Consider the following 25378-nt stretch of genomic DNA (forward strand, 5'->3'; position numbering starts at 1 on the left):
CGCTTTCCCACTCTACATAGCGATAACACGTTCCAGCCCGCTCCTAGGGGACTGTCATAAACGTGTTTACGCCCCCCACAAGCCTGCGCATAACCCAAATTGCCTGCTGTAAGGGCAAAGAGCGCCCTCACAACAGCCAATTTATGTTATTGCTCGGCTTGCAATCAGGGACGTTCACACTCTCACAAAAAAGCCGCCACAACTTTCGCTGTGGCGGCACGGAAGGACAAATCCTGATCAGCAAGTGGTTTTGCCGCCTGCTGATGAACGAACGTGTTTTAACATCGTGAGAGCCTCAGCGACCTTCACCATGGCTCATTAGTAGTGGCCTTTCAGCACGATGGTTGTCAACGACATGAACCGTGCGCCGATTCACGTGACGTTTGAAACCCTTGACCATCACAGCAGGGATAGGGACAACAATCGGATTAACCGTTTGATTTAGACAACGAGCACGTTCCAGGACTGCGACCAACCAAGATCGTTCAACACGAGGCACTGTTGATCTGCGCTAACTTCCGCTCAGGATGGCGGTATCAACGATTGTGATGTGAAACATCGCCGTTGACGATCGGAATTAAAGTTTCCGACATGACCGCGGATCCTCTGTGAAAGCCTTGTTCCTTCTGATGGTTATAGTATATATCCATTTAGAAAAGCACACGCAAAATAGCGATAAAATTGAGACCGAATGATGTCACTTTTGTGGGGCTCGATTGCTAACTTGTTAAACAAACAATGGCGACCTAACGGTGATAAAACAAACTGCACCACACTAAGATGGTGCATGTGATAAGATGAGACTTGATATTCACACAGACGATCGTTGGTTCATGATTATATATTGGACCACGTATTAATTAAGGACGTGACTAATTTAATGGGTAAAATTCGTATTAATAATATGCAATTTCATACGTATAATGGCGTTTTTCCGGAAGAAAAGAAACTTGGTCAACGGCTGGAAATGGACGTTGAGCTGAACTATCCAATTGAGACAAAAGTGCATGACGATGACCTAACAACGACCATTCATTACGGACATGTCTATGACGATATCGAGTCGTTTGTTTCGAATCATTCCTACGACTTAATTGAATCGTTGGCTAACAACACGTTGACGATGCTTCAGGAAAAGTATCCCGAAGCTACCGGCGTTACACTCCGCGTGCGCAAATATTCGGTCCCAATTGCCGGAATTTTTGATAACGTTGAAATTGAAGTGGCTGGTGGTGATGCGCAGTGACCATGGCTTATTTAAGTTTGGGATCAAACGTTGGTAACCGACGCAAACACTTATTGTATGCGTTAGCGCAATTGCGCGCGGATCACGCGACTGTCTCAATGAAAACGGCACATTTTTATATCACTGAACCCGTTGGTGGCGTAGTTCAAGACAACTTCCTGAATACCGCGGTTGCCATTGATACCAAACGGTCGGCAGAATCTTTGCTGACATTGATTCATCAAATCGAACAAGCGCAGCACCGTCATCGTTTCATCCATTGGGGACCACGCACAATGGACTTAGATATCATCTTTTATGGTGATGAACACATCAATACGACAACGCTCACAGTGCCACATCCTGAAGCACCAAATCGGCGGTTTGTGCTCGAACCCATTTTAGAAATTAGTGGGGATGATCGCGCAATTCAGCGACAGGTCAGCGATTGGTTAGCTGAAACGGATGATCATCAACAAATCAACAAATTATCGTAACATCTTTGAATTATCAGCATTGTTAGTCATTAGGCTAACAATCTTACATAAGTTTGTTATTTAGAAATTGTTTTAAAGGAGACATGCACTAATGACAGATGAACAACAAGCCACAATTGAAGGCGCTGTTCGCCAAATTTTAACTGCAGTAGGGGAAGATCCAGACCGGGCTGGTCTTGTCGAAACGCCGGCACGGGTGGCGCGTGCGTACGCCGAGATGTTTTCTTCGCTGGAACAACCGACATTTAAGGATTACAAGCTATTTCATGAAGAGGATAACGCCGACATGGTTGTCGTCGGTCAAATTCCGTTTTATTCGATGTGTGAGCATCATTTACTACCATTTTTCGGTCGTGTCAGTGTTGCCTATGTACCCACAAACGGGACTATTATCGGTCTTAGCAAGATTCCTCGGCTCGTTGATTACGTCAGCCGCCGTCCAACAGTACAAGAAAACATTACGAACCAGGTAGCTGCTGAACTAGAAAAAATTTTGAAGCCGGCTGGAGTGGCCGTGAGCGTTGCTGCGCGACACATGTGCATGGAAATGCGCGGTGTTAACAAGACGGGGTCTGTTACGCAGACAGCGACATATTTGGGTGAGTTTAAAACAAATAATGCATTACGCCAGGAATTTTTAATGAGGGCCGAACATGGCAACATTAACGTATGAGACATTAATTAATGAAATGAATCAAGCAATGCTTGCGGGCGACGAGGATCGTGTGCCGTTATTGCGCCAAGTATTAGCGGCGGTCGGACAACCCGATGCGCAAGCGCCGATTATTCATGTGGTTGGCACAAACGGCAAAGGATCTACCGTTACTTTGATGGCCGATACATTGATTGCTGCTGGTCATAAAGTCGGTGTGTTTATGAGCCCTGCTATCTCTGATCAGCGTGAGCAAATTGTGATTAACGGTCAGATGATTGGCAAGGAGGACTTTGTCCGTTTGTACCAGACACTGTTGCCGACCGTTAAAAAGATTGTGCCGGACGATTCACCACTAACCATTTTTGAGTGGGAAGTTGTCATTGCGTTGACGTGGTTTGCTGAACAACACGTGGACTGGATGATTATCGAAGCTGGACTCGGTGGCTTGATGGACGCTACTAATGCGATTACATCCCCACGATTCAGTGTGTTTACACACGTTGCGTTGGACCATACCCGTATCTTAGGCGACACGATTGCAAAGATTGCACGAAATAAGGCGGGCATTATCAAACCGAACACGACGGTAGTGATTGCGCCCGGTCAAAATGATGATGCAAAACGGGTTATTGAACAAACATCGGCGCGTGTTCATGTGCCAGTGATGCTAGCCGGTAAACAGACATGGTTTGACAATCCTCAATTTGGCTTGGACGGAACGACGGTGGATGTTCACTGGTCCAGCAAGGCCATTTGGCATCACGTTCATCTTAATTTGGCTGGACAGCATCAATTAGCTAATGCGGCCACTGCACTGACGGTGCTAAAACAAGTCGCCGAACATGACAGCCGCATTGATGAAGATGCCGTGCGAACGGGCTTTAATCAGGCAGCTTTGCCTGGACGACTGACGACGTTAGCAGCGACCGATAAACATCCCCGATTGCTGGTCGATGGTGCTCATAATCCAGATGGGATTCAATCGCTGGTTCGGTTGTTAAAACAGGTGGCGCCAACACGTCGGTTTACGTTTGTACTTGGCTTTTTAGCGGATAAAAACGTGGCGGGGATGTTGGCAGAATTGCTGCCGTTGGCCAAGCAAGTTGTATTAACGGTTCCAGATCAGCATCAGCGAGCACTACCGATTGATGCATTAAATGAGATGGTGGGTGATACATTGGCCAAACTACAGTTAAATGACGTAGCGGTGTTTTCAACGGCAACTGCGCGTGATGCTTTAGCTTGTTTGCGCAAGCGTAGCGTTGAACCACCAGTGATTGTGACGGGGAGCTTTTACCTTATCCGGGCGTTGCGGGAGGCTGGTTTAAATGACTAATCCACTATTTGTCGCAGCAACTAACAATCGACAAAAATTTGCCGAGTTGGCACGGACGTTTGCCTTTTTTGGTCAGACGATTCGCCCTTACTGGACTTATCTTGGTCGATTACAATTTCCCAAAGAAGGAACCGCTGATTTCAAAAACAATGCCGAAGGTAAGGCGACGTTTATTCAACAACGCTTGCCAGAAGCGACCGTCGTGGCCGATGACAGTGGTCTGTTTGTCGACGCATTGCCAGACCACTTTGGGGTGACAACGATGCGCGAACTGTCCGCTCATGCGCATGATGATGCGGCCATGAATCGTTACATTCTACGTTTATTGGGCACACAAACGAATCGCCATGCGACGTTGACGACAACACTGACAGTATTTAGTCACGATGGTCAGTGGCTCACGGCGACAGGGCAGCGCCGGTTCCAGATTCCGTTTGTGCCAGTTGGCCAGTACAGTGTCGGCTTTGATCGGATTATGTGGGATTCTAAAACAGGACTAACGCTGGCTCAACTGCCGAATCAGGCGCGCATTCCGTTTACGCCAAGGGGCATTGCGGTCCCTAAATTATTGACACAGTTGCGATAGTGGGAGGATACGACATGAAAGTTACAGAAATAACCGCTGACGACCTCAGTCAAACTAATGGTCTGGCCGAGGCTGCTTTGCTAGATGCCATCAAACATCAGCGCCAGCTGGCATTGATGTTTGAACTCGATAATGCGGATGATCGAACCAGACTGGTCAACTTGATGGGCAATCTTGACGCCGTGGTCACAGTGGCTGGTAATACTGTGCGAACATTGGTTAATGAGGCCGCTTTGCCAGTTTTGGAACAGCAATTAAGTCGTCAGTTTGATAATAATGTGCTGGCAAAAGGCGTTGGCACGATTCGGCAGCAACGTGAAATTCATTGGCAGGCAGGGCGTTTTGATTTTAATGTGACCGCCAAACCACTGATCTACGGAATTTTAAACGTCAGTCCCGATTCATTTTACGATGGTGGCCGCTACCATGATATGGATTCCGTGTTGAAACGGGCGGGTGAGTTTGCCCAAGCAGGTGTGCCCGTGGTTGAAATTGGTGGTCAGACGACGCGACCACACTTTACGGAGATTACGCCAGAAACTGAAATTCAACGGGTTATGCCTTATATTAAGGCCATTAAGTCGCAATATCCTGATTTGGGAATCGCGGTTGACACTTATAAGTTACCGGTGATGAAGGCAGTATTGGACGAGGGGGTTGATATCATTAATGACGTTAACGCCTTTACTGATAATCCTGACAAACTGCCGCTACTCGCCTTGAGTAATGTTGGTCTGTTAACGATGCATGAAAGTCGTGCCCGCGAATACGATAATTTAACGACGGCAATGACAGATTTCTTTAAAACGAATTTGAATGCGCTGAAACACGCTGGCATTGATGAGCAGCGGATTGCTCTGGATGAAGGAATTGGGTACGCCAAAGTGGCTGATGGCTACCAGGATTTCACCATGATGCGCAATATCAACCAGTTTTTGCCGTTTGAACGACCGATCATGATTGCCATTTCGCGAAAGGGTTTTGGTCATAAACTGTTCGGTTTGGCAAAGGAAGATCGCTTATCCGTAACGTTGATTGCCGAGGCCTATATGTATTTGCATGGTGGCCGTATTTTGCGGGTTCACGATATCGAAGAAACTAAACAGTTAGTTACGTTACTGGACACGATTGAGGGCAGTTACTGGTTCCCAGACAGAACAGAAATGCACCAGTAACTTTTTTTCTGACACCAATGTCGTAACTAACTAAAAAAGAATACTTAAGGTTTAGTCAAAGCTTTAGTTGTTAAGAAAAATGGCGGCGTTGGTTGATAGTTCTGGTGTATACTGGATATTCAAGAAAGATAAAGGGAAGTTTGGGAACGCATGGCGAAATTACAATTATCAGCATCAGAAATTTTGACGATTTTACGTGAGCACCATTTGTTGACCAACGTGATAAATGCCAATGATCAGTTAGTAGTGACCGATGTCACATACGACTCACGAACGGCAAAGCCGAATGGCTTATTCTTCTGTAAAGGTAACTTCAAGCCGGAGTATTTGACTACGGCGGTTGATGCCGGTGTTACGGCCTATGTCTCAGAAGTTGCGGCTAAAGAGTGCAAGGCCACTGGCTTTATCGTGGCGGATATTCAAAAAGCAATGTCACTGTTGAGCGCTGCTTTTTTTGGCTACCCACAAGATGATCTATTTATTGTGGCCTTCACTGGGACGAAGGGGAAAACAACCTCTGCTTACTTTACGCGAGGCATTCTGCAACAGACGACGAATAAACATACCGCATTATTTTCAACCATTGACCGGATTTTAGGACCAAAACCAGAGCAAGAATTTAAGTCTGATCTTACGACACCTGAATCACTCAATTTATTCCATGATATGCGTGAAGCCGTTGATTCTGGCATGACGACGCTGGTCATGGAAGTGTCTTCACAGGCGTACAAGAAGAACCGTGTGTATGGCTTGACGTATGATGTTGGAATTTTTTTAAACATCACGCCAGATCATATCGGGCGCAACGAGCACCCAACGTTTGCTGACTATTTGCACTGTAAATTACAGCTCTTAGTCAATTCTCGCCAGTGCATTATTAATGCAGAAACGGATCACTTAGAAGATATTTATATGGCGGCTAAGGCGACGACAGAACCTGAGGATATCTATATGTATGCTCGTGATGGCTACAAGCCAAGTATTGATGTGCCAATCGACTTCCGCTATCACAGCAATGAAGATACCCTGAAAGATGCTAAATTTACGGTGTCGCATACAGATCTAGCGCCAGCCAAACTGAATTTGGATGGCGAGTATCAATTGGCATTGCCTGGCGATTACAATGAAAATAACGCGGTGGCATCAATCATTGCCGCTGGTCTAGCCGGAGCGACAGCTACCGAAGCCCAGCAAACATTGCCGGATATCACGGTACCCGGTCGGTTTGAATCAGTTGCCACCAAGAATCACGGGATGGTGTTCGTTGATTATGCCCACAACTACGCCTCCGTCAAAGCTTTGCTGTCGTTCTTACGGAAGCAGTATGCTGATAGCCGGATCATTGTGGTGGTTGGTAGTCCTGGTGATAAGGGGATTTCGCGACGAGAAGGGTTTGGTAAAGCGTTGAACGAAGAGGCCGACGTGGCTTACTTAACTGCTGATGATCCTGGTTTTGAAAATCCCGCTGACATTGCCCAACAGATTGATGAACATATTGATCACAACCGGGTTGATGTTCACGTTCAGATTGATCGACCAACCGCCATCCGTGAAGCTATTAGTGATAGTCATGCTGATGATGTCGTTGTGTTGGCAGCAAAGGGTGAGGATCCTTATCAAAAGATTCGCGGGGTAGACACACCATACCCGACTGACATGGCTGTTGCCAAACAAGTGATTGCGGATATTGAAGCGTAATATTATCTCATTTGTAAGATTAGTATTGCTAAAGCTTGGGCCATTGTTGCCCATGGAAGAAAAGATAGCGACAAAAAAGACAGCTCACTTCAAAAATGTGAGCTGTCTTTATATGCCATGACAAATGAAAACGAGCTTTCCATTTGTCACGGTAAGGATTGTTTGTGTTCTGATGATTAGGCAGTCAAACTGTAAATGGTGTAGCCGAGGATAATGGTGTCGGCAAACAGCAAGCCGAGGACGACATACAGCCAGGGAGTGACGTGGGTTTCTTGCTTTCTAGCGAAGACGATTTCAACGACGCCGATAAGCAGAATTGCCAATGCACCTTTTAAAATCGTGAGGATGGGAACCGTTGACCAGGTCTTGGTTGCGGCAATGAAACCAGTGATAATCATCACCATGTAGAGTAGTCTGCTCCACATTAGCCACCATTTGACGCGTTTTTCTGTTTTACTGAACACGCCAGCGAGAACTGTCAGAACTAGTAAAATGGCAATCCAAAAATGACTGGCAATTAAAAAATTCATATTTTTTCCTTTCTGAATCAAGTTTTTTGAGTGAATCAACTTGACATGAAACTGAAGCTATCTTAGCATTGTTAAACCGTGTCGTTAAGCGGTACAATCAATGTTTATACAGGCCTTAACATGCGTCACTAAAATGAGCAGGCCTGACAATTTTAAGGAGGGGTCACGTGCACGATTTAACTGAGGGGAATCCAATCAAATTAATATTTTTGTTCACGATGCCCCTACTTATTGGGAATTTATTTCAGCAATTATACAACATTTCAGATACGTTGGTCGTTGGTCAAACATTGGGCGTCAACGCATTGGCCGCAGTCGGTTCAACCGGGTCCATTAGTTTTCTAATTATCGGGTTTGCCCAAGGACTGACGGCCGGTCTCTCGATTGTGACAGCGCAACGGTTTGGCGCACGGGACTTGAAGGGTGTTCGTGAAAGTTTTGCAGCGAGCATCTGGATTAGTTTGTTTGTAACCGTTGTTCTGACAGTACTCTCGCTGGCGTTTGTTCATCCCATTTTACATTTGATGCAGACACCAGTAGCAATTTATCACGATGCCCTAATTTTTATCTCCATTATTTTTGCTGGTATCTTTGCCTCCGTTGCCTTCAACCTGTTATCAAACATGATCCGTGGGCTGGGTGATTCACGGACTCCACTATACTTTTTGATCGTTGGGACGGTCGTCAACGTTGTGTTGGAATTAGCGTTTATTCTAATTTTTCATATGGGCGTTGCCGGTGCAGGGTTGGCTACCGTTATTTCTCAGGTTATTTCGGCCGGTTTATGTTTGATTTACATCTGGCGCCACGTACCATTGTTGCGGATCAACCGTCAGGACATGCGTGCAGGGGCTGGTCAGTTGTGGGAACATTTCGCAACGGGGTTACCGATGGGCTTTCAGATGTCAATAATCGCGATTGGCGCCATTGTTATGCAGGCGGCTTTAAACAGTTTAGGAACCGCTTCGGTTGCTTCTTCAACAGCTGCTAGCAAGATTGACCAAATTGCCACAATGCCGATGTCCTCGTTTGGGGTAACCATGGCGACGTTTGCGGCCCAAAACATTGGGGCTGGTAAGTATAACCGCATTATTAAGGGAGTTCGTCAGACGCTGATTTTATCCAGCTCATTCGCGATTGTGATTGGCGCGTTGGAAATTATCTTCGGTAAGGCGTTAGTGAGTCTCTTTATTAGTGGGCATGATCCAGCCGTCATGAGGTTGTCGCAAACCTACTTCAACGTGATTGCTAGTTCATACGTGTTACTGGCCGTGCTGTTCATTATTCGTAACACGTTACAGGGTGTTGGTCAGCAAGCAATGCCGACCTTTGCCGGCATTGCGGAACTCGTGATGCGTTCTTTCACAGCCTTTTTCCTAGTTGGACCATTAGGCTATGCCGGAGCCGTGTCAGCGGAGCCATTGGCTTGGCTAGGATCCTGTATCGTTTTGATTCCGTCCTACCTGCGCGCTATTCGACAGTTGCATAATTTACAATACATGCATGATCAAAATGAGCAGGCTAAACAAGTGACGGCGGAATCCGGGACGGGTGATCACACAGAAATCGGTGTCCCAAATTCGACACAAGCCCCGCACGGGTTAAGTCGAGCTGGACAACACAGTACGAAACAGGATAGTTAAAGTTCGAAACATAAGACTTGAAATCCAGTTGTTTTTTTGATAATATACAAACTCGTATGCGTTGGGCATAAGACCAGAATAACCCGTTTATCTTCTTGCCGAAGAGAACGGGAATTGAGGTGAAATTAATGGCTGAATTACATGTTGGTGATGTTGTCACTGCGAAAAAGTTTGGACCGTTTGAACACAATTTCGGTGGCGAATTAGAAAAAGTTTATGAAAATTCGGCACTTGTATTGATTGATGATTACAATGACGCTGACAGCATGACTGTCAGTGAAATGAATCGTCGTGCCGTCGTTAAGAACGGTGATATTAAGGTCATTAAAGCTGCACCAGTGCCAGAACCGGATCCGGATGAAGAAAATGCCGATGATGCGGAAGATGAGAAAAAATAATAACTGCTAGTTCGTGAGTTCTGTTAGCAGATAATTTAAAGTGATTCCTGTGGTGTATAACCCGCAGGAATCTTTTTTTATGACCGGGATCAAATATGAAAGTTTATTTTGAAGTAGAAAATTCTTTTTGAAAAAGTTTGCCTTATAGTTGCTCGAAGGGGGTAAAGTAGTAACAGTTAGTTAGCTACCTTCAATCGGCTAACCGAAGTTTTAAGAACTTGAACATGAAAGAAGCGAATCTTTTTTGAAAAATATTGATCAACAGCAATACGTTGGTGAACGGCCATTATTCAATGCCGCTAATTTAAATATTACCAACACAACTTTTGCAGATGGGGAATCACCACTTAAAGAGGGCCATCACCTGACACTAGAACACGATACGTTTGAATGGAAATATCCACTTTGGTACTGTACGGATGTCAGCGCAGTTAACACGACACTACTTGAAACGGCACGTTCAGGCATTTGGTATACGCACAACATTGATATGAAACAGTGTTTAATTGAGGCACCGAAAACATTTCGTCGTGCCAGTGGCATTCACTTGACCAATGTGCAGATGCCAATTGCTCAGGAAACATTGTGGAGCTGTGACGACATCACCTTGGACCATGTATCCGCTAAGGGCGATTATTTTGGCATGAACAGTCAAAACATCGTTGCTCATGATTTTCAATTGTCTGGTAACTATTCGTTTGACGGTGGACGGAATATTGAAATTCACAACGCCACGATGCTATCAAAAGACGCCTTTTGGAACTGTGAAAATGTGACCGTTTATGATTCCACCATCATTGGTGAATATCTAGGTTGGAATTCAAAGAACATTACGTTTGTTAATTGTCGGATCGAAAGTGAACAAGGGCTTTGTTACATGGATAACTTGGTCATGAAGAACTGTTCACTGATCAAAACCAACTTGGCGTTCGAATATTCATCCATTCACGCTGATATCACGACTAAAATTGACAGTGTCAAAAATCCTGTTAGCGGTGAAATTACAGCACCAGCTATTGGTGAGATTATCTTGCAAGAGGACCAAATTGATCCTAGTAAGACAACAATTACGGAAACTGGGGTGACAGTGAAATGACATACGACTTTACAACGGTTCCTAATCGACGCCACACGAATTCAGTAAAATGGGATGTGGCCGACAATGAGTTACCGATGTGGGTAGCTGACATGGATTTTCAAACGGCACCAGAAATCAAGGCAACGTTAGCCGATAAGGTTGCTAAGGGGATTTTTGGCTATTCCATCATTCCAGACAACTACTATCAGGTAGTGGCAGACTGGTGGCGTAAGCGTCATGGCTTTGCTGTGCAAACGGACTGGATTTTATTCTGTAGCGGGGTTGTGCCAGCCATTTCGTCAACTGTTCGGCGGATGACGAATCCAGGTGAACAGGTTTTAGTCCAAGCACCTGTTTACAACATTTTCTATAATTCGATTATTAATAATGGTCGGCGTCAGATTTCCAGTGATTTGGTCTATGAAAACGGTCAGTACCATATTGATTTCGATGATTTGGAAGCCAAGTTGGCAGATCCATTAACGACGATGATGATTCTCTGTAATCCAGCTAACCCTGTTGGCAAAGTGTGGTCGCGGGAAACTTTGCAGCAGATTGGTGAATTGTGCTTGAAACACCATGTGCTAGTATTGTCGGATGAAATTCATTGTGATATTGTCACGGATCCAACGGTTCAGTACACACCGTTTGCATCGATCAGTAGTGATTTGGCCAACAATAGTATTACTTGTGTATCACCGACAAAGACGTTTAATTTGGCGGGTGTTCAAACGTCGAGCATGATTATTCCTAATCCGGCCATTCGCGAACGGATTGATCGAGGCATTAATAACGATGAGATTGCTGAACCAAATATTTTTGCAATCGATGCTGCAGTAACGGCATTTACTAAGGGGGAACCGTGGTTAAACGAACTATTAAAACAATTAGCCGCAAACAAACGGTCGGTGACAACCTTTTTGAGTAATGAACTGCCAGAGGTAACAGTTGCCAGTGGTGCAGCGACTTACCTCATGTGGTTAGACGTGTCCGCCGTTGCCAATGATTCGGTGGCACTTTGTAACTTTATTCGCCAAAAAACGGGATTATTCTTGTCTGATGGTGTGGAATACGGTGGCAATGGCAATTTATTTGTCCGGATGAATGTGGCTTGTCCTGACGCTGAACTTCAAGATGGTTTAGAACGTCTGAAACGCGGTATTAAAGCTTTTTTAGCTCAAAAATAAATAAACATGCTACCATTAGATAGTGGCGATTATCTGAGTGTTTCTTGAAAAAAGTGGTTGACACTAAATTTATTTCGCTGTATCTTGAATTCAACGTTAAGAAAACATTAGATAAACATTAAGCGTTGAGGAGAAGAGTAATCGCTCGACAGTTGATAAAGAGAACCCGGTTGGTGAGAAAGGGACAACGACACAGTGATGAAGATGAGCTCTGAGCGATTCAGTTGGTTCACGCCGACCGAACGGTTGCAACCGTTAACTTGCCGGGTATCAACAGGTACCGTCGAGGCATCATTTGTGAAAATGATGTAAATAAGGGTGGTAACACGGTTAAATCCGTCCCTGATTGTCAGAAGTGACAGTTAGGGACGGATTTTTTTGTTTATCAATGTTTTTTAATTAAAAATGCCGCATACAGCGACAACGTCTTTCAGGAGGCTTTTGAATATGAGTGAAGCAATTTCTTTTTCTAAACGGACCAAGTCACCATTTCGGTATGATATTGTCGGCAGTTTCTTACGACCAGAAACCTTGAAGCAAGCGCGGGCACAATTTGCTGCAGGAAAAATTGATCGTGCTGCATTGACGGCAGTTGAAGACACCGAAATCATTAAATTAATCAAGCAGGAGGAAGCTGCTGGCCTCAAGGCGGCCACAGATGGTGAATTTCGTCGAAGTTGGTGGCACCTCGACTTTTTCTGGGGCTTTCAAGGCATCTCGTATAAAGTCCCTGAACATGGTTATTTCTTCCATGGTGAAGAAACGCGTAAAGCGACCGTTACGGTAACCGATAAAATTGATGGTCACAACCATCCGTTTGTGGATCACTTTAAATTTACTCAGGCTCATGTCAGCAAGGGTGTTCAGGTCAAACAAACTTTGCCGGCACCAGCGCAATTGTTGGTTGAATTATTGAGCCCAACTAATTTGCCCGAGGTTCGGAAGATATATCCGACTGATGAGGCACTATTCGCTGATATTACTAAGGCTTATAAACAAGTTATTACTGATTTGTATGACGCTGGTGCACGCACCATTCAATTGGATGACTGTACTTGGGGAATGTTGGTGGCAACACTGCCAAAGGACTTTATTAATGGCCTTGCGGGTGGTGAACCAACCACTGACGACGAACTAAAACAATTATATTTAAGCATTAACAATTCTGTGATTGACGGATTACCGGCAGACTTAACTGTCAATACTCACATTTGCCGTGGTAACTATCACTCAACCTGGGCTGCCGCTGGTGGTTACGACAAAGTTGCAGATCCATTGTTTAATCAGGAACATGTTAACGCCTATTATTTGGAATATGATTCAGACCGCTCAGGTAGTTTTGATCCATTGGCAAAGGTTAGCGATAACAAATTGGTTGTGCTGGGATTATTAACATCGAAAGATGGCAAGCTCGAAGATCGGCAAACGGTTATTGATCGTATTCATGAAGCCGCAAAGTTTGTCCCGTTGGACCGTTTATGTTTGAGTACACAATGTGGTTTTGCTTCAACAGAAGAGGGCAACATTTTAACGTCAGATGATCAGTGGGCTAAGATTGCGTTAGCTAAATCGATTGCCGAAGAAGTTTGGGGCGTCGATGAAAAGTAGGCCAGGCAACCGGTGAGTTTTAAACGGATTTATCAAAATAGTTATGAATGAGGGTAATCTATATCAAACATTCTAAAAAAATTCTAGTGGCTGTCGCCATTGCGGCGGGGCTGGTATTAGGATTAGGAACATCGACCGGTGCTAGTGCAAGCAGTGTGACCGTTGGGACACAGGGAACAGATGCTCAAATTTGGCGGCACATTGCTAAATCATCAGCGGCTAAACAAGCGCACCTCACAATTCACGTTAAAGAAGTAACGGATAGTGTTCAGTTAAATCAGGCTACTGGCGATGGGACGATTCCGGTCAATGCATTTCAGTCATTTAGCTATATGCAGGCTTATAACAAGGAAAATCCGACGAAGAAGTTAACGGCAGTTGGTACGACCTATCTAGAACCAATGGGATTGTATTCGAAGAAGATTAAGCATTTAAAACAGTTACCAAAAGGGGCAACCATTGGCATTCCGGAAGATCCAGCTAATTTAACTCGTGGCCTGAAGCTGTTAAAAATGGCTGGATTAATTACGTTGAAGCCTAATTTCAATGCACTTGGTAATGTGAGCGGCATTAAGAGTAATCCACGTCAATTAAAGTTTCGACAAATTGATGGTTCGACTGGACCACGGGTTTTATCAGATGTTGATGCTGTCTTAATATCTAATACAGTCGCACAAGATGGCGGTTTGAACGTTCTTAAGGACTCATTGGTCCATGAAAAGGTCAACCGTGAAACGAACCAAGATGTTAACATTTTGGCAGCAGGTGATAAGTACCGGAATAATAAATCCGTTAAAAAGTTGATTAAGCTCTATCGTAATAAGGGCATTCAGCGTTATATTAAGAATGAATTCCATGGCACGAAGGTTGAAGTTATTAAACCGATTAGTGCACTAAAAAAATAAGGGAGTCGAGTAGATTATGGCAAAAGTAGAAAGTTTTACATTGGATCACACGAAGGTTAAGGCGCCATATGTTCGTTTGATTACAGTTGAAAATGGACCTAAAGGGGATGCCATTTCCAACTATGACTTACGTTTGGTACAACCTAACACTAATGCGATTCCAACTGCCGGCTTACATACCATTGAACATTTATTAGCTGGTTTGTTACGTGACCGCATGGACGGTGTTATCGACTGTTCACCATTCGGTTGCCGGACTGGTTTCCATTTAATTATGTGGGGTGAACACTCTACAACAGAAGTTGCCAAGGCATTGAAGAGCTCATTGGAAGAAATTCGCGACACGATTGAATGGAAGGACGTTCAAGGCACTGACAAGTACAGTTGTGGGAACTACCGTGACCACTCTTTGTTCTCAGCCAAGGAATGGTGCAAAACTATTTTGGATCAAGGTATCAGTGACGAACCATTTGAACGTCACGTGATCTAAATGTTGTCTGTTCTGACTGACGCTTGCGGTTGTCAAAGATGAATGTTGCTGTGGGACCGGTTCAAGCCTGCTGAAGTTCGAAGTCTTTCACCTCGTTGACAAGCCTCGTGGAGTGCCGAGTCTTTTCAACCGTCCTGTGTTGTAAATCCGGCAAAAAACGCCTGATTAACAACACGTTCACGGCTTACATTCATCTTTGACGGCCCTCCAGCTCAGGGTGTGTGGAAACATTTGAAAAATCGTCGAAACTTTTAAAAGTCTCGACGATTTTTTCTTGGTTTTGATTCTTTGATTTTTAGTCGAAACGCATAAATCGATAATGACAGATTGAGGGCGCTATGCTACACTATAAAAGTTGGTTCAATGCGGGTGTAGTTTAGTGGTAAAATTCAAGCTTCCCAAGCTTGTGTCGCGAGTTCGATTCTCGTCACCCGCTTAAAAATGTAATATATTTGATTAACGCTTGGCATCTTTTACGATGCCAAGTGTCTTTTTTTGTTTTGCACCTTGTCATTAATGTGTATTATCAATTTAATCTTTTGGTTAGAACTTAAACTAGCATTGAATTATGAGGTGCTGATAGTGACAAACTTAGCATAGTGATCAGTTAACAGCATATTGATAATGTTTTCATATTATTGCTAATAAGCTTGCTAGATAATTTACCGCTTTTAACTCTTTTTGACGAAAAAGGACTTGCATATTCACTTTGCAAGTCCTGATTTGGAGCTATTTATTTAGTGTTCCGGTACAACGATTTACGCTGCGTAAAATAATAGTAAGCACAGATACCAACGTATATCGCTATGGTCAGAACTGTGACAATGATATTAGTGGAGAAAAGAATACCAAAGAAGACAAGCACTAATGCAATTAAAGAAAAGTACGATGTCCATGGGTACAAGCTGACGTGGTAGGTAGTGTCATCAAACTTATAGCGACGACTGCGGATATGGCCCAGACAAAGCAGAATCCATATCACTAAAATTGTATAACTAATTGAGCCGACTAAATAATCAAATAATGTATTACCAATAAAGTAGGTAAGTAGTACACCGGCAAATAAAGATAGTGAACACATAAGGACGGCCATGTAAGGAACAAAATGTTTATTCAACCGGGTTAAGGCAGTTGTAACCTTCGTTTGACGTTTGTTGCGTTGGTTTTGAACGAATAAGAGCCGTGATGCTGAGTAAATACCAGAATTGATGGAGGAAATCAACGCTAGAATAATCACGAAGTTAACGATGTCGGAGGCAAACGGAATGTTTAATAACCGAAACACTGAGACAAATGGACTGACTTTATCCGTTAATTGGTCCCATGGAAATAGGGTGACGATGATGAAAAAAGGAATTAGATAGAATGAAATGATCCGGAACATGATGCCGTGAACTGCGTGCGGGATGACTTTTTGTGGATCCTTCACTTCGCCTAGTGTAATCCCGATTAATTCTGAGCCGGCAAATGAATAAATTACGATCAACATAGCGCTTAGGAAGCCAAAAGCACCATGAGGGAAGAAGCCACCGTGAACGGTTAAATTAACAAATGCATGGTTAGTGGTCATCATGTTTCGAGCAATTAGGAAGATACCAGCGAAGATGAAGAAAATAATAACCGTAATTTTCATAATAGCTAGCCAGTATTCCGTTTCGGCAAACCAGCGGACTGAAAGTAGATTAATGCCAGAAATGACGACCGCAATGACTAAAACAATTAGCCAGGTAGGAACGGTTGGAAACCAGATTTGAATAAAACTGGCCGCTGCCACGGCTTCAGCTGTTAAATCCACAAACCACATCGTAAAGTAGGCCCAGTCTACTAAATAAGCCGCAAAGGGACCAAGAATTGGTTGTAGCAAACCTGAAAAGCCGGTGGCGGATGGATTATTTGCGGCCATTTCGGCCATACCTTGCATGATAAATAGCAGAATTAAACCACCAAGCAGGTAACATAAAATAACCGAAGGGCCGGCAGTATGGACGGCGTTGGCACTGCCTTTAAACAGACCAGCGCCGATAGCACCTCCTAATGCCAGCATTGTAATATGGCGGCTTGTTAATGATCGTTGCAGATGAGCGTTGTCGTTGTTTTTGTTTTCGTTTGTCATTGCAAACTCCTTTTCTCTATATCTGACTGTTTTGATTTTTAAAATGAAAAATAAAAACGTCCTTTGAATCAACATGGATTCAAAGGACGTTTACACGTGGTACCACCTTTGTTCGAACAACAGGCAATTTGGCTGTTGTTCCTTACTGCACACGAATATGCAGTTTACGATAACGGGTAACACCGGTATTTCTCATAAAAAATACGCTCTAATGGGTCTTTAGTTAATCAGTCAACGCACCGTTCCAGCCGTTGGTGCTCTCTTTAGATCACTAATTAACGCATCCACCTCATCAGTTCAGCAGAAAAATTAAGTTAAAAACATATTAAACGACAATGAGAAACATGTCAAACGAAATTTATAAGATGACTACTCCAAAACTTGTTACCTAATGTGCCAACAGGGTTTTCTTTAGTAAGACAATGTTTTAATGATGCCAGCGAATAAAAATGATAATTATGGTTTTAACACTGTGACATGGCGAATATCGTCAAGGCGTAGAAATCCATTCTCTTCAATATAAACACTGACATCATCGTAGCCCTTCACATGACCGATGATGTCAGCAGAGAGTTTACCCTCACTATTATGGGCGTAACATTGGATGCTGACACGATAAATATTGGCATATGCTGTGGCCAACCGCTGGCTTATTTCGGTCATAGATTGCAGTGGCTTGGGTTCAAAGTGACGCTGCTTTTCTTCTGCTTCTTTGTTTAAAGCGCTAGTATGATCCGATAAATAATAACCTTGCCACTTGAGCATGCCACGATCGACATAATGGTTGTCGAAAAAGTCTTGCACAATTTTAGGATCGTAATCAGGATACTTTTCATCACTCATCCCAATGCTTCTTTCTTTGGATGATCCGTTGTGATTTTGGCCAATGCTGACCAGTAAAACCTTCAAACTGAATGCTCAATTGGGTGTGCTTTTGAATATCGTCAACAAGCTCCTCAAGATACGTTAGATCATAAATGGTGACAGTATGTAAGGGGACAGATTTCTCTCGATGAGCCTTTTTTAGACTGTCAAAGAAAAAATTATACGTTTTGTCATAGGGATCATCGACGATCTGCAGCCAATAGCGGGTATTATACTGCCGTAGAAATAGCTCATCGATGCGTTGGCAAATTAAATCTAAATCTTTATTCATAGGCATTTCCTCCGTTATGTCCTCCCACCAGTGAGGCACGGTTAATAGCTGTGCCGCCGTGAATAATACTTCGAGCAAAGACGATGGCACGAAAACCGTAACGGTCACGAATAGCGTCAACAATGGCCTCAAAGCGGGCGTTCTTAATTTGTCGTTGAAGGTCTGAAAATAAATCAAGTTGCTGACCAGTATTAGGGGATAACCGTGATGTATAAACAGCAATGTTACGAATGGTTTGACCCTGCCACTGGTTGCGAAACATATTGGTTAGGTGGCTCACAATGATTTTGTTGCTGTCAGTTGGATCAATGCGGATCGATTGATGAAAACCGCCGCGGCCATCTTGTTCGCCAGCAGCATAGGAAAAACCAATGGAGAGAGAAAGACAGCCAGCTAGTTTGTGATGGTGACGCAAACGAGCTGTAACCTGTTCGCCAATCTCTTTAATAACTGTTTCAATTTCAAATTGATCATTATAATCACGTGGTAATACTTGTGAATTTCCTAGACTAGCTTCACGAACTTTGACACGTTTACGTATTTGACTACGATCAATACCCCATGCTAAAGCAAATAATTGGGCACCAATAATCCCCATTTCAGCGGTCAAATCGTAGGGATTATGGTGGGCCAAATCGTTCATCGTGTGAATTCCCATTCGTTCTAAATGAGCAGCTGTTCGATGACCGATGCTCCAAACAGAGTCCAGCTGAGAAATCGTCCAGATTTGACTTGGAACAGTATCGTAGCGGATTTCACCGATTAAATCTGGGGCGTGTTTAGCGTATACGTCCAAAGCGATTTTAGCTTGCACAGGATTTTCACCGATACCAATTGTGACGTACAGGCCTAACTCTCTACGAATTGTGTGTTGAATGAGCTTGGCAACTTCTTGTGGTTGTTGTCCAAATAATTTATAAGAATGAGTCATGTCTAAGATGGATTCATCAATTGAATAGGGCCATAAATCTTCATCTGCAACAAAACGGCGAAAAATATCGTTAATTTGCAAGTTTTTCTTAATGTATAAATTCATTCGTGGCGGCACAACAATGAGTTTTTCGTCTTGGGGCAAGTCACGCTGGCGAGACACATTAGCTGTGAGATGGTACTTCTTCTTAGCATCAGGTGAAGTCGCCAGAATGAGACCACCATTGGTGTTTTTTTGTTCACTCATAACAACCAGTAATTCTTTTAGGGGATTGAGACCGCGTTGGACTGCCTCGACACTGGCATAGAAGGACTTGTTATCAATAAGAAAGTAAACGCCGTGTGGTTCCTTTGAAGCATCGTAATCATAGGGCATTAAGATCACCTCGAACATCCGTTTGCTATGAATAAATGATACAAACAAACGTTCGTAACGTCAAGCGAAACTTTATGCTTTTTTAGCGTGATTGTGTACTAAGGCACACTCTTATTAAATTGTAATTAAACCCATTACAGTTTAGACTCTGACAATCCCATTTTTAAGGGAGATTAAGCTTATAAAGAGGAATGTGAAAATAAATGTTTGTGAAAATCCGTCGCCATTAATTGCTAAGAAAGCCTTTTAAAAACTATAATGAAAGCGAATTCAAAGATGGTGAATAATCATTAATCCGCTTGGAGGTAAATAGTATGGCATATCAAACAGTTAATCCGTATACAAACGAAGTTGTTAAAACATATCCTGATGCCACCAGTGATCAAATTGAATCTGCGTTGGCAAGTGGCGATAAACTTTATCATGAATGGCGACACACCGATATTCAGTCCCGTGCAGAGACCTTACATCGGATTGCAGCTTTAATGCGTAAGCACGAAGACAGCTTAGCTAAAACAATGGTTATTGATATGGGAAAGCTCTTAAGGGAAGCTAAGGGTGAAGTTGAGTTATGTGCGATTATCGCGGATTACTTTGCTGATCATGGTGCTGACATGCTCAAGCCAACCCCAATTAAATCTGGCGCTGGTGATGCGTGGGTAGAAAAACACGCGACTGGGGTTGTCTTGATGGTTGAACCATGGAACTTTCCTTACTATCAAATTATGCGTGTCTTTGCGCCAAACTTTATCGTGGGTAACCCGATGATTTTAAAGCATGCCGCTAACACACCCGGGTCAGCAGTGGCATTTGAACAGCTTGTTAAAGAAGCGGGAGCACCTGAGGGTAGTTTGATCAACCTATTCTTGAATTATGATCAAGTTGGCACTGTGATTGCAGATCCTCGTGTCCAAGGTGTTGCGTTGACTGGTTCTGAGCGCGGTGGTCGCGCTGTTGCAGCCGCGGCCGGTGAAAACTTGAAGAAATCGACGATGGAACTTGGTGGGATGGATTCATTCATCGTATTACCAGATGCCAACATGGACGAGGTCATGAAAGTTACCCGTCAGGTTCGTTTGTACAATGCAGGGCAGGTTTGTACCTCATCTAAGCGATTCATTGTTGCAGAAAATTTGTACGACGAATTTTTGAAACGATTGGGGCAGGAGTTTGCCAGCGTAAAGCCTGGTGATCCGCTTGACGATGCTACGACATTGGCACCAATGTCATCTGCTAAAGCTAAACACAAATTGCAACAGCAAGTCGATGAAGCAATTGAAAATGGGGCAAACTTGTATCAAGGTAATCAACCAATCGATTTACCTGGGCAATTCTTTGAACCGACGATCTTGACAGATATTAAACCAGACAATCCAGCTTATTCTACGGAAATGTTTGGGCCAGTAGCACAAGTTTACAAAGTGGCTACTGAACAAGAGGCGATTGATTTGGCTAACGATTCACAGTTTGGACTTGGCGGTATTGTGTTTGCTGGCAGCAAAGAGCATGGCGCTAAGGTGGCTAGTCAAGTTGAAACGGGGATGGAATTTGTCAATACATTCATGTACACATTGCCTGAATTGCCATTTGGTGGTGTGAAGAAGTCCGGTTATGGACGCGAAATGAGTACGTTAGGCCTCGAAGCATTTGTTAATGAAGAATTGATTGTAGCTAAAGATCATCCTGAACTGGATAATTTAGCCGGTGCCTTATTCTAAAAATTGAATTGATTAATGAAACAGGTCCGTTTGAGACAGGTGATTGCCTGAATCAAACGAACCTGTTTTAAGTTGCATGGGTTAAGAAAATGAATCTTTAAAGTTAGGGTACCCATATAAAAATATGAAAAGTGTTGAAAAAACATCAAAATAGCCTATTGTTAAAGGTGATTGAAAAAAGATGAAAAAAGGCACACTGATTACTTGCAGATTCTAATCAGTGTGCTAATATATAAATGCATGTTAGAATGATTCTAAATAGAGAGAACGTACCAATCGTCATTTATTATAAATGGTGATTCTGGTATTGAAAAGGGGCAATCACGTGGAAACGACACAACCGCAAAAAAGTAAAAAAGGTGCATCGCTTGCCCAGCGGATAAACATCATGCGGGCGAGCGTCATGGGTGCCAACGATGGTATTTTGTCCGTTGCCGGTATCGTTATTGGGGTGGCTGGTGCAACCAATAGTCCTCGGGCAATTTTCCTAGCAGGGATTGCTGGTATGCTGGCTGGTACAATCTCAATGGCAATGGGGGAATGGGTCTCCGTTAGTACGCAACGTGATTCTGAAAAGCGTGCGATTCAACGTGAGACAAGTGCAGTTGACAATCACGTGGATACAGAAATTGATTTTATTAAAGATAAGTATATGGCACAGGGTATTTCGGAACAGTTATCCAATCGCGCTGCTCATGAAATGATGTCTGGCGATCCGCTATATACTGGTGTACGTGAACGTTATGGGTTTGATCCAAAGGTTAAAACTAGTGCCATTGGCGCAGCGATTGCTTCTATGATTTCATTTCCGACAGGATCAATTTTACCGCTGGTCGCCATTACGTTCTTTCCAGCACGAATTCGGGTGCTGGCAACCGTGATTTCCGTGATTATTGCATTATCGGTAACGGGTTACATCGCTGCCTCATTGGGACACGCCAACCGTGGCAAAGCAACCATGAGAAACGTCATTTCAGGCTTATTAACCATGGCGGTTACATACGCCATCGGGTTGTTATTTGCCCATTAGTCATGTGTTGAAGAATGACATTTGAAGAGATAGAGAAAAGGGGTAGTGTTTCATGCAAGCAAGTCCAACTAAACCAAAGAAACGAACTAAAATGACCATGGCTGAGCGTTTAAATACGTTACGTGCCGGTGTTTTGGGATCTAACGATGGTATTTTAACCGTTGTCGGGGTGTTATTTTCTGTCGCCGTCGCAACGACAAATCAATTTACAATTTTTATTGCCGGATTGTCCGATTTATTAGCTTGTGCTTTTTCTATGGCATCTGGCGAATATGCCTCAGTTAGTTCACAAAAAGATACTGAGCGGGCTGCGGTTGCACAGGAAAGTGAATTGTTAAAGACGCAACCTGATCAAGAAGCTGCGATTGTCCGTGATTATTACGTTAGTCGGGGTGTCACCCAACAAACGGCGCAGGAAATCACTGACGAGTTGATGACAAAAAATCCGCTGGGAACGCTGGCGCGAATTAAGTATGACCTTGAATTAGGTCACTACATGAATCCATGGAACGCCGCTTTTTCCTCACTGATTGCGGCATCGACAGGTGGCATTTTCCCATTATTTGCCATGACATTCTCACCGGTCAGTATCCAGTGGCCAATGACCATCTTGGCCGTTACACTATCGGTTGCTTTGACTGGTTATTTGAGTGCCAAACTAGGGGATGGTTTGACTAAAACGGCGATTATTAGAAACGTGATTGTCGGTTTGATTACGATGTTTATTCACTACCGTGTTGGGTTACTGCTCTAATTGAATTAGTTAGATCCCGAAAACTGTTATGGTTTTCGGGATTTTTTTATGAGTGCAAACTGAAAGGTAGCGCATTTTTGAATGGCGTCTACGGTTGGGCAACATTGATACGCTCACCGTGGGGCCGGTTCAAGCCGCCTGGAAACCAGCGTCTTTCACCTCGCCGCAAAGCTTCGTGGGGAGCCGAGTCTTTGCGACCATCCGTAACCTAAGTTCGAGCAAACCACTCGAATTAACGTTACCTTCATGGTTTGGTATCAATGTTGCCGCTCTCCAGCTGAAATTGTGGCAAGCTGCCTGTCATGGTCATCTAGCAGTAGCTATCAGAAAATTTAGTCATTTACCATAACCGTTTACTATAGGAGTGGAGCTGACTGGAAACAGAGTTCCGTGTCGGCAACACTTGCGGCAGGAATTTGGCCGCTTAGTGGTGCGGGATGACTTATGAGACGTGTACTTCGGCTCATAATCAAGGTAGAAGACTCCGGGCTTCAGGAGGCTGAGACCGATCCCCATGGAACGGCGTTTCGGGTCAGCGTAACGGCATGAAGGTTGTCTCCAAAAAAAATTACTAGCGGTACACGTATGTGAGTTGTTTAGGCCGCTTCAAACTTTCACTATTTTGCGGTAAAACTAGTGGTAATATAGTTAACAAATTTAACGTTAGGAAGTGGCCCAGCATGTTACAAGATGCGTTATTAGTGATCGATGCTCAAAAGGGAATGGTCAATGCAGCCAATTATGAGCAAGTCATTGATCAAATTAATGATCGGATTGATGCCTATCGTGCGGAAAATAAACCACTATTATTCATTCAACATACGGATGATGAATTTGTTTATGGTTCTGACCCGTGGATGTTGGCACCGCAACTACATCGCCAACAAACGGATCGAGTTATGTTGAAGTACCACTCAGATTCTTTTTATGAAACGGGGTTGGCATCATTGTTACACCATCGGGCCGTTCGATTTGTTGAAATCTGCGGTTTTCAAACGGAATATTGTGTTGATACCGCTATGCGAGTTGGTCATGACCAAGGATTCGACATGTCAATCATGCAAGGATTGTCGTCGACGATGGCTAGTAACGGATTGACGGCTGCTCAAATCATTAATCATCATGAACAGATTTGGCAAGGGACATTTGGCCACGTCATGCCAAATCCGACAGTTCAATCTGAAACAACGACTGACGACGCGGCGCATTAATGAAAATTTATTTATGTGGATCAGTTGGTAGTGGTAAGTCAACAATTGCTCGAAAATTGGCTAGTCAGACCGGGTGGCCCGCGTGGTCGCTGGATGATATCACCTGGGTTCGTGGAACGGTTGCTCAAAAACGGCCAGAAGAAGAACGAATTGCAATGGTGAATAAAATCTGTCAACGACAGAATTTTATCATTGAAGGTGCTCAACTAGGTTGGATTGGCAAGACGACAATATTCGAGCGTGCAGACTTATGTATATTACTCGAACCGAGTATCAAAAAAGTTCGTTGGCAGATTGACTCACGTTTTGTAAAGCAGTTGTTGCATTTAGAACACGCAGACTATCAACCGACTTGGCAAGGATTAAAAGATATGCATCGGTGGCAGCGTCAATATAACCAAAATGATCGACAAAAGGTTTGTTTGCTCATTGCTCAGGCCGCAAAAACGCCAACAATTTGTGCTGATTTTGCGGAGGTGCAACAGGCAGTTTCACGTTTTTCAGAAAAGGGTGGTCAGGAACATGATGATAAAAGAATTTAAGGCGTTAACAACACGGGAATTATTTGAAATTTATCGTGCACGAACGGATGTCTTTGTCGTCGAACAAGCTTGTGCCTATCCTGAAGTGGACACCGTCGACTTAAATGCCCAGCATGTATTTTCAACGACTGCAGACGGGCATGTGCAAGCGTACTGCCGAATTTACCGTGATGAGTCGCAAACAGACCATTGGCATATTGGGCGCGTTCTGGTTGCTAAGCCGGACCGTGGTCGCGGATTGGCACGTGAACTGGTGCAAACAGCGATAGACTGGATTAAAAAGCAACCGGAGGCCAAGGTTATTGATATTGAGGCACAAGTTTATTTATCTGCCTTTTATCAACAAATGGGATTTGAAATTATGAGTAAACCGTTTGATGATTTTGGTATTGCGCATCAGGAAATGTCACAAACTTTAGTAAATTAATTGACTTATAGACTGGCTATGCCAGCAGGACAGTAAAACGCGGTTTCGCTCAAGCAAATAATATTGTGTTTCACAGCCGTAGTTGGTATAATAGCTTGCGTTCACGTTTG

25 protein-coding genes and 1 tRNA gene are annotated in these 25378 nt (G+C 43.7%); 21 read left to right on the top strand and 5 right to left on the bottom strand.

The features are described 5' to 3' along the window. Positions 1-880: 880 nt before the first annotated feature. From folB to LDK34_RS10050, 7 genes are all read left to right on the top strand, one after another. Positions 881-1246 carry a dihydroneopterin aldolase gene (gene folB / locus LDK34_RS10020; protein ID WP_017261636.1) on the top strand — a complete coding sequence of 122 codons (366 nt, stop codon included), beginning with the start codon at positions 881-883 and terminating at the stop codon, positions 1244-1246. A 2-nt stretch (positions 1247-1248) separates the two neighbouring features. Next, positions 1249-1722, top strand: a complete 474-nt coding sequence (gene folK, locus LDK34_RS10025) for a 2-amino-4-hydroxy-6-hydroxymethyldihydropteridine diphosphokinase (RefSeq protein WP_225439175.1) — start codon at positions 1249-1251, stop codon at positions 1720-1722. Between the two features lie 91 nt (positions 1723-1813). Continuing rightward, entirely contained in the window at positions 1814-2395 is a 582-nt protein-coding gene (gene folE / locus LDK34_RS10030) for a GTP cyclohydrolase I FolE (RefSeq protein ID WP_161001484.1), read from the top strand. Next, on the top strand, positions 2376-3713 hold the full coding sequence (locus tag LDK34_RS10035; RefSeq protein ID WP_178942681.1) for a bifunctional folylpolyglutamate synthase/dihydrofolate synthase: 1338 nt from the start codon (positions 2376-2378) through the stop codon (positions 3711-3713). Before folE ends, LDK34_RS10035 begins: the two co-directional genes overlap by 20 nt. Continuing rightward, positions 3706-4299, top strand: a complete 594-nt coding sequence (locus tag LDK34_RS10040; RefSeq protein WP_178942680.1) for a non-canonical purine NTP pyrophosphatase — start codon at positions 3706-3708, stop codon at positions 4297-4299. Before LDK34_RS10035 ends, LDK34_RS10040 begins: the two co-directional genes overlap by 8 nt. Before the next feature lie 14 nt (positions 4300-4313). Further along, positions 4314-5474 (top strand): dihydropteroate synthase, encoded by a 1161-nt coding sequence (gene folP, locus LDK34_RS10045; protein ID WP_178942679.1) that lies wholly within the window; start codon positions 4314-4316, stop codon positions 5472-5474. A 150-nt stretch (positions 5475-5624) separates the two neighbouring features. Continuing rightward, positions 5625-7172 carry a UDP-N-acetylmuramoyl-L-alanyl-D-glutamate--2,6-diaminopimelate ligase gene (locus LDK34_RS10050; protein ID WP_178942678.1) on the top strand — a complete coding sequence of 516 codons (1548 nt, stop codon included), beginning with the start codon at positions 5625-5627 and terminating at the stop codon, positions 7170-7172. Between the two features lie 176 nt (positions 7173-7348). On the opposite strand, the gene LDK34_RS10055 is transcribed toward LDK34_RS10050, so the two are convergent. Continuing rightward, entirely contained in the window at positions 7349-7702 is a 354-nt protein-coding gene (locus LDK34_RS10055) for a DUF1516 family protein (RefSeq protein WP_178942677.1), read from the bottom strand. Between the two features lie 167 nt (positions 7703-7869). On the opposite strand from LDK34_RS10055, the gene LDK34_RS10060 reads away from it, so the two are divergent. The 8 genes from LDK34_RS10060 (at position 7870) to LDK34_RS10095 (ending at position 15447) form a co-directional block, all read left to right on the top strand. Then, entirely contained in the window at positions 7870-9345 is a 1476-nt protein-coding gene (locus LDK34_RS10060; protein ID WP_178942676.1) for an MATE family efflux transporter, read from the top strand. A 128-nt stretch (positions 9346-9473) separates the two neighbouring features. Further along, entirely contained in the window at positions 9474-9743 is a 270-nt protein-coding gene (locus tag LDK34_RS10065) for a hypothetical protein (protein ID WP_017261645.1), read from the top strand. Positions 9744-9987: 244 nt separating this feature from the next. Next, complete coding sequence (locus LDK34_RS10070) at positions 9988-10839, top strand: DUF3737 family protein (RefSeq protein ID WP_178942674.1); 852 nt, start codon at positions 9988-9990, stop codon at positions 10837-10839. Beyond that, entirely contained in the window at positions 10836-12008 is a 1173-nt protein-coding gene (locus LDK34_RS10075; RefSeq protein WP_178942673.1) for a MalY/PatB family protein, read from the top strand. The genes LDK34_RS10070 and LDK34_RS10075 overlap by 4 nt, the downstream gene beginning before the upstream one ends. A gap of 447 nt (positions 12009-12455) precedes the next feature. Continuing rightward, positions 12456-13616: a 5-methyltetrahydropteroyltriglutamate--homocysteine S-methyltransferase gene (locus LDK34_RS10080; protein WP_178942672.1), complete on the top strand. Its 1161-nt coding sequence runs from the start codon at positions 12456-12458 to the stop codon at positions 13614-13616. 47 nt (positions 13617-13663) lie between these two features. After that, a complete protein-coding gene (locus LDK34_RS10085) occupies positions 13664-14521 on the top strand; it encodes a MetQ/NlpA family ABC transporter substrate-binding protein (RefSeq protein WP_225439097.1) in 858 nt (285 codons plus the stop codon). A gap of 16 nt (positions 14522-14537) precedes the next feature. Then, positions 14538-15011, top strand: a complete 474-nt coding sequence (locus LDK34_RS10090; protein ID WP_017261651.1) for an S-ribosylhomocysteine lyase — start codon at positions 14538-14540, stop codon at positions 15009-15011. 365 nt (positions 15012-15376) lie between these two features. Then, positions 15377-15447 (top strand) — tRNA-Gly (locus LDK34_RS10095). 297 nt (positions 15448-15744) lie between these two features. Here LDK34_RS10095 and LDK34_RS10100 read toward each other — a convergent pair. From LDK34_RS10100 to LDK34_RS10115, 4 genes are all read right to left on the bottom strand, one after another. Further along, positions 15745-17124: an amino acid permease gene (locus LDK34_RS10100; protein ID WP_178942671.1), complete on the bottom strand. Its 1380-nt coding sequence runs from the start codon at positions 17122-17124 to the stop codon at positions 15745-15747. 456 nt (positions 17125-17580) lie between these two features. Continuing rightward, the gene (locus LDK34_RS10105; RefSeq protein WP_161003332.1) at positions 17581-17967 is read right to left on the bottom strand and encodes a hypothetical protein; all 387 of its coding nucleotides are present in this window, start codon (positions 17965-17967) and stop codon (positions 17581-17583) included. Beyond that, entirely contained in the window at positions 17960-18280 is a 321-nt protein-coding gene (locus tag LDK34_RS10110; protein WP_017261656.1) for a hypothetical protein, read from the bottom strand. The genes LDK34_RS10105 and LDK34_RS10110 overlap by 8 nt, the downstream gene beginning before the upstream one ends. Then, positions 18273-19586 (bottom strand): Y-family DNA polymerase, encoded by a 1314-nt coding sequence (locus tag LDK34_RS10115; RefSeq protein WP_236941810.1) that lies wholly within the window; start codon positions 19584-19586, stop codon positions 18273-18275. The genes LDK34_RS10110 and LDK34_RS10115 overlap by 8 nt, the downstream gene beginning before the upstream one ends. 314 nt (positions 19587-19900) lie before the next feature. On the opposite strand from LDK34_RS10115, the gene LDK34_RS10120 reads away from it, so the two are divergent. From LDK34_RS10120 to LDK34_RS10145, 6 genes are all read left to right on the top strand, one after another. Continuing rightward, a complete protein-coding gene (locus LDK34_RS10120; RefSeq protein ID WP_178942669.1) occupies positions 19901-21304 on the top strand; it encodes an NAD-dependent succinate-semialdehyde dehydrogenase in 1404 nt (467 codons plus the stop codon). Positions 21305-21596: 292 nt separating this feature from the next. After that, positions 21597-22334, top strand: coding sequence for a VIT1/CCC1 transporter family protein (locus tag LDK34_RS10125; protein ID WP_178942668.1), 738 nt, complete (start codon positions 21597-21599; stop codon positions 22332-22334). A gap of 52 nt (positions 22335-22386) precedes the next feature. Then, positions 22387-23088, top strand: coding sequence for a VIT1/CCC1 transporter family protein (locus LDK34_RS10130; RefSeq protein WP_178942667.1), 702 nt, complete (start codon positions 22387-22389; stop codon positions 23086-23088). Between the two features lie 680 nt (positions 23089-23768). Continuing rightward, the gene (locus LDK34_RS10135; RefSeq protein WP_178942666.1) at positions 23769-24299 is read left to right on the top strand and encodes an isochorismatase family protein; all 531 of its coding nucleotides are present in this window, start codon (positions 23769-23771) and stop codon (positions 24297-24299) included. Continuing rightward, positions 24299-24841 carry a P-loop NTPase family protein gene (locus tag LDK34_RS10140; protein ID WP_178942665.1) on the top strand — a complete coding sequence of 181 codons (543 nt, stop codon included), beginning with the start codon at positions 24299-24301 and terminating at the stop codon, positions 24839-24841. Before LDK34_RS10135 ends, LDK34_RS10140 begins: the two co-directional genes overlap by 1 nt. Next, positions 24822-25268: a GNAT family N-acetyltransferase gene (locus tag LDK34_RS10145; RefSeq protein WP_225439096.1), complete on the top strand. Its 447-nt coding sequence runs from the start codon at positions 24822-24824 to the stop codon at positions 25266-25268. Before LDK34_RS10140 ends, LDK34_RS10145 begins: the two co-directional genes overlap by 20 nt. Positions 25269-25378 lie beyond the last annotated feature (110 nt).

The sequence above is a fragment of the Furfurilactobacillus milii genome (genome assembly GCF_021654115.1).
Classification (GTDB): Bacteria; Bacillota; Bacilli; order Lactobacillales; family Lactobacillaceae; genus Furfurilactobacillus; species Furfurilactobacillus milii.